This is a genomic window from Sphingomonas faeni, assembly GCF_003053745.1.
Lineage (GTDB): Bacteria > Pseudomonadota > Alphaproteobacteria > Sphingomonadales > Sphingomonadaceae > Sphingomonas > Sphingomonas faeni.
This window is the reverse complement of sequence record NZ_QAYE01000026.1, coordinates 1-5,639: the sequence shown is the minus strand read 5'-3', so window position 1 is coordinate 5,639 and position 5,639 is coordinate 1. Positions and strand designations below refer to the sequence as shown.

The following is a 5,639-nucleotide window of genomic DNA, read 5'->3' as shown; positions in this document are numbered from 1 at the left end:
CCCGCAGTTGCTAAAAGCTGTGGTTTGACAGGCGCGGAAGGAAGCTTCTGCGCCGGTCCTATTTTTACCTGTCGACATCTTTCGGCCGTGATACGAACAGCGACTTATGCGACAGTGCGATGGCAAGAACGATATGATTCCGTCAGCGGCCAGAAAGCGCCGGATAGGACACGCCATCATTCTTGGCGGATTGGCGATCACGGTCGCACCAGTAGCGCTCGCGCAAGTCGTCACGACGCCGCCCGGCTCGCTCGTGATAGATCCGCAACAAGGAGCAACGCCGCGCCCGCTTCCGGCTTCGCCAACGCTGCCCCCCTTGATGGTACCGGCAAGTTCCGTGCCCGCACCGACAACACCTCCTCAGCAAAGCACCCTGCTGCCTATCCCCACCACAAACGGTCCCATCACGATTGGTCCTGTTCGGTCGCCTGCGACGCAGTCTGCTGCAATCCAGCCTCTTCCTGTGCTTCGCCGTACCTTCGAGGGGGGGCTGCCTGCCCCTGCCCCGGATCCGCTGCGCATTGATCCAGCGACCGATCCGGTGCTGCGTCTCGCCCGCAGTTCTATCGATCCCGTACCATTTCGTGTCGCAATTGCGGAAGCGGTGCGCCGCAACCCGGCGCTGGACGAGTCTATGGCGCTAGTCGATGAGGCAGACGCTGTCCGCGACGAAGCCAAGGCGCGAAGGCTGCCAACCGCCGACGTGTCTGTTTCCAGTTTCCAGATTTTAAGCCGCGCCTTTTCCAACGACCCCGGCAACGTACTCGAGCGCTCGCGCCCGCGGGGCCGGACCGACGGGCTCATCCGGGTGCAGCAACCCGTGGTGGATTGGGGCTCGAGCCTCAACCGCGTCCGCGCAGGTGAGGCACGGCTCGAGGCGGCACGTACAGCCGTGGAAGATACCGGTACGCAGGTGGCATTGAGGGCTGTAGCAGCTTGGTATCAGGTCTACGGCTACCGTGTCTTGGTGCGGCTTGCCGATGCGTTCACGGCCAGTCAGCGGGACCTGCGCGTGGCGCTCGAAGGTCGCATCATGCAGGGTGCCGCAGCCCCTGGCGACATCGCACAGGTCGATGGCTATATTGCTTCGGCCGATGCCCAAGCTGTCGACTTCCGTCGTCTTCTGATGAGCGCTGAAGCCCAATATGCGGCGGTGATCGGGTCCCCCCCTCCCCGCGACCTTGGCCGTGCGCCCGTCCCGGCGCTCGGTGCAATCACACACGCCGGACTTTCCGACGATGTTGATCGCTTGCCTACAGTACGTGCTGCAAAACTGGGCGTAGATGCGGCGCGGCTTGAAGCGCGTGCACTTCGCTCTGATCAGCTGCCTCAGCTGTCGGCCGGCCTTGACGCGGGCCGGTACGGCATCATCGAGACCGAGCGGGACTATGATATTCGCGGGAGTCTTACCTTGTCGATGCGGCTGGGCGGAGGTGCAGCAGAGCGCATCCGCCAAGCGGCGGCACGCGCTAATGGTGCCGATGCGCGGCTGCGCCGCACTCGTATCGACGCCCAGCGAGATGCCGAAATTGCGCTGTCCGACATCACCGCGTTGGAGGGCGCACGCGAAGCAATCGAGACCAACTACATAGCAAGCCGTCGGTCTCGAGATGTGCTAGCCGAACGGTTCCGAGTAGCCCGCGGAACGCTTTTCGAGTTGTTGAATGCCGAAAACAACTATTTCGGGGTCGCGGCTCGCTATATCCAAACCGTGATCGAGCTCGACAGCGCTCGATATGCCCTTCTTGCCCGTACTGGCCGGTTGCTGCCGGCTCTTGGGATCGACCCTGCAACGCTGGACTCACGATGAGCAGATCGACTGACTTGGTTGAGCATCCCCGCCCACGCTTCGCGCCGTGGCTGACCGAGCCGATGCTTCGCAACAAAGCGACCTACATGAAGGTCGCCTTGGCTGCAGCGATGGTGAATATTTTTGGGCTTATCACCTCGCTGTTCACCATGACGGTGTACGACCGGGTCGTACCGAACAATGCCGTCAGCTCCTTGGTCGCTCTGTCGATCGGGCTGCTTGTCGTTGTCGTCTTCGACTTTCTGCTTCGTATTCTGCGCGCCTATTTTACGGATCTCGCGGGCGCTGACATCGATCACGACGTGGGTGGTCGGGTTTTTCGACGGCTGGTTGCAATCCGGCTTGACCAAAAGAAAGGCTCAACCGGGGCCCTAACGGGCATGATGCGGGAACTGGAAACGCTGCGGGACTTTTTTGCGTCCGCAACAATGACGGCGCTGGTCGACGTGCCCTTCATCATCGTGACCTTGGTGTTTATTGCGATACTGGGGGGACCGCTGGTCTGGGTACCGCTTGCCGCAATTCCAATCGTGGTGGGAGCCGGATGGCTAACCCGCCCCGCCCTTGATCGTCTCTCGGCGAAGGCGATGAGCGAGGGACTGTCCAAGCAAAGCGTGTTGGTCGAAACCATAGGCGCATTGGAAATGGTCAAGACGTCAGGGGCCGGACGTCTGCTCGGGCGGCGTTGGAGCCGCGCAAACGTCGCGCATGGCGACAGTTCGACGCGTCAGCGGCTGGTGTCGACAATCGCAACAACGGTGGCGGCGTCGGCCAACACTCTTTCTTATGCGGGAACGGTAGTCGCTGGCGTGTTTCTCATCGCTGACCATCGGCTTACCACCGGCGCGCTGGTCGCCTGTTCGATTCTGTCCGGACGGGCAGTGCAACCGCTCGCGACCATCGCGGCGCTGCTCTCGCGCCTCTCGTCGACGCGTACCGCTTACAAACAGATCAATGGCATGATGGAGACCGGGTCTGAGGAACCAGGCACCGGTGCTCTGCGCCCCAGTAAATTCGACGGTCGTATAGAGCTACGCGGGGTCGAGTTTGGCTATCCAGGCGCTGCAGAGAGGACGCTTACGGGATTGAACCTTGTTATCCCGGCGGGTCAGCGTGTCGCACTGTTGGGCAGAGTCGGATCGGGTAAATCAACGATAGCGCGCCTTATCCTTGGCCTCTATCCGCCACAGGAGGGCCTGGTGATGATCGACGGAACCGACATTCGCCAATATGACCCCTGGGTAATGCGCGGATTGATCGGCACCGCTCTTCAAGAGCCGGTACTGCTTTCCGGAAGCGTCCGGGACAATATCATGCTCGCTCGTGACGAAATCGACGACGTCGAGATGCTGCGTGTCGCTGAATTATCGGGTACTCATAGTTTTATGGGCCGGATTGCTAACGGCTACGACCTTCAACTCACTGACCGCGGCGAGGGATTGTCGGGTGGGCAGCGTCAGGCGATTTCTCTTGCCCGGGCCCTTGCCGGCAGACCTCAGATCATTGTGTTCGACGAACCTACCAGCGCTATGGACCAGGCCAGCGAAGCTCAACTGATCGCACGACTGGAAACCGAACTTCAGGGGCGCACTTTCGTGCTCATTACGCACCGGCCCGCGCTGCTGCGCCTCGTCGAGCGGATTGTCGTGGTGGAAAACGGCCGTGTGTCGCAAGATGGACCGCGTGACGCGGTGCTGAAGGAACTCCAGCGCCCCCGTGCCGTCGCGTGAGAAGCCAGATATGACCGATAAAGCGCACCACACCCATCTCGAAGATTTCGCCGACAGGATTAAACCCAAAGCTGTCTCCAACCTCCTTCTCTGGCTCATCGTTGGCTTCGTCACGATCTTTGTGATCTGGGCGATCGTGGTAAAGCTCGACCGCACGGTGCACGCCAGTGGTCGAGTAGTACCGTCCAACCGGCTTCAAGTGCTGAGCAATTTGGAAGGTGGCATTGTCTCGGAGATCCTGGTGCGCGCTGGCGACGTCGTTCGCCGCGGCCAGCCTCTGATCCGCCTCGATCGCACCCAGGCAGGGTCGGAACTTGGCAGTTCGGAAGCAACAGTAGCGGCCCTCGCCGCCAAGATCGCGCGGCTGCAAGCCGAAATTGCTGGCCGCGATCCAGTCTATCCTGCCGCATCGACTCCCGAAATTGCCGAACAAATTAGTATCGAGCGCTCGCTACACGCCGCCCGAATGAGCGATCTCTTCAGTTTGACCTCAGCTGCTGCTGCGCGCGCAGCGCAAGCATCACGGGCCGTCGCGGAGGCGCGTGCCGCATATCAGTCCCGAGTTTCTGCGCGGGATTCAGCACGGCGGCAACTTGATCTGATGCGTCCTTTGGTAGAACGCGGGATCGAGCCGCAAATTACACTCATCCAACTTGAAAGCAGTGCGGCGGTGGCTGGCACCGATGCCGCGCAAGCAGCGGCCAGCATAGCACGAGCGGAATCAGGCGTTGCAGAGGCGCGCGCTTCACTATCGCAGGTTCGAGGTGCATGGCGAGCGCAGGCGGGTACCGAACTTGCTGCGGCGCAGGCCGAACTGGGTGCCCGGCGCCAGGCTGTGCCTGCACTGGCCGACCGGCTTAGCCGAGCAACGGTATCAGCACCGGTCACCGGTCGGGTCAATCGGGTCCTGGTCTCTACCGTCGGTGCAAGCATCGGTGCTGGGCAACCTATAGTAGAAGTCGTGCCGTCCGCTGATGCGCTCACCGTCGAAGCGATGGTCAGTCCCAAGGACATCGCCTTTGTGCGGCTTGGCCAGCACGCCAAGATCAATATTACCGCGTATGAGTCTGGTATCTACGGCGGGATGGACGGCCGGGTCGTTATCATATCGCCTGACGCGACAGTGGATGAACGTTCCGGCGACAGCCACTATATTGTACGTGTGCGCGCCGACGCGAAAAATTTTCGGGGCCCGGACGGCAAACGGCTTGCGATCGGTTCTGGCATGACGGCCGACGTAAACCTGATCGGAGACAAAAGGTCGGTTATGGCTTACATATTGTCACCATTCACTCGGCTTAGTGAGAATGCTTTTAGAGAGTAATATTACGGGACGATGCCAGACCAACGCAAACGGCATTGTTCTTGTCTTCCTGCACATTACTGCATGCGTCTTGGTATCAGTACTATGAGGCATGCATCCTGCCGTGTAGGCGACGCCACAGTAGGCCAACAGGCATAGAGCGTCCCGTACCGTCACGGCTACTGCTGAAAATAGGAGGTAATTGGTCCGGATTTGCTCGGGCCATAGAGACCTGTCACAGCGATACGTCACTCGTCTTAATTACGCATTATTTGTCTAACGCAGCGAGCTACTGGCATCAGATATCGCAGAAGGTTCAGTTATCGCTTGGACTAGGTTCATCTATTTTCGCGCGGTATGCTCGAACATATCGTATCTGTAGGTTCAAAGCCGCTAATAAATCAGAAGGCGGTCCGCGTTTGGCCTTCATAAACTCATTCACGTGGCCGGCATGACACCCCGTTAGTCGGCACCACTCCCGTAGGCTCATCGCCTGGAAGCGCTTTTCCATCGATTGCCGCAACTCGTCTTCAGTCATTCACCCCCCTGACTTTGCCCGACTAAGTATATATTTTGCCTAATAAGTAGGCAAATAGGCACTAAAAACGAGGCGCGTGAGCCTCGAACGTTAGGATGTCAATTTCCGGGAGGTTGCGGGCGGGTTGCTCCCGAATTCCAGGTTCTCAAACGCCTGAACCACGTCATATCACGGCCGAAAGATGTCGACAGGTAAAAATAGGACCGGCGCAGAAGCTTCCTTCTGCGCCGGTCAAACCACAGCTTTAGTAGCTGAGGA

The 5,639-nt window shown here is 59.7% G+C and carries 3 protein-coding genes; all 3 read left to right on the top strand.

The features are described from left to right. Positions 1-463: 463 nt before the first annotated feature. Genes C8J25_RS20070 through C8J25_RS20060 form a run of 3 tightly spaced genes read left to right on the top strand, consistent with a single transcriptional unit; the run spans position 464 to position 4,864 of the window. Entirely contained in the window at positions 464-1,810 is a 1,347-nt protein-coding gene (locus C8J25_RS20070) for a TolC family protein (RefSeq protein WP_167397793.1), read from the top strand. After that, the gene (locus C8J25_RS20065) at positions 1,807-3,540 is read left to right on the top strand and encodes an ATP-binding cassette domain-containing protein (protein ID WP_107956106.1); all 1,734 of its coding nucleotides are present in this window, start codon (positions 1,807-1,809) and stop codon (positions 3,538-3,540) included. The genes C8J25_RS20070 and C8J25_RS20065 overlap by 4 nt, the downstream gene beginning before the upstream one ends. A gap of 10 nt (positions 3,541-3,550) precedes the next feature. Beyond that, positions 3,551-4,864, top strand: a complete 1,314-nt coding sequence (locus C8J25_RS20060; protein WP_107956105.1) for an HlyD family type I secretion periplasmic adaptor subunit — start codon at positions 3,551-3,553, stop codon at positions 4,862-4,864. Positions 4,865-5,639: the final 775 nt, after the last annotated feature.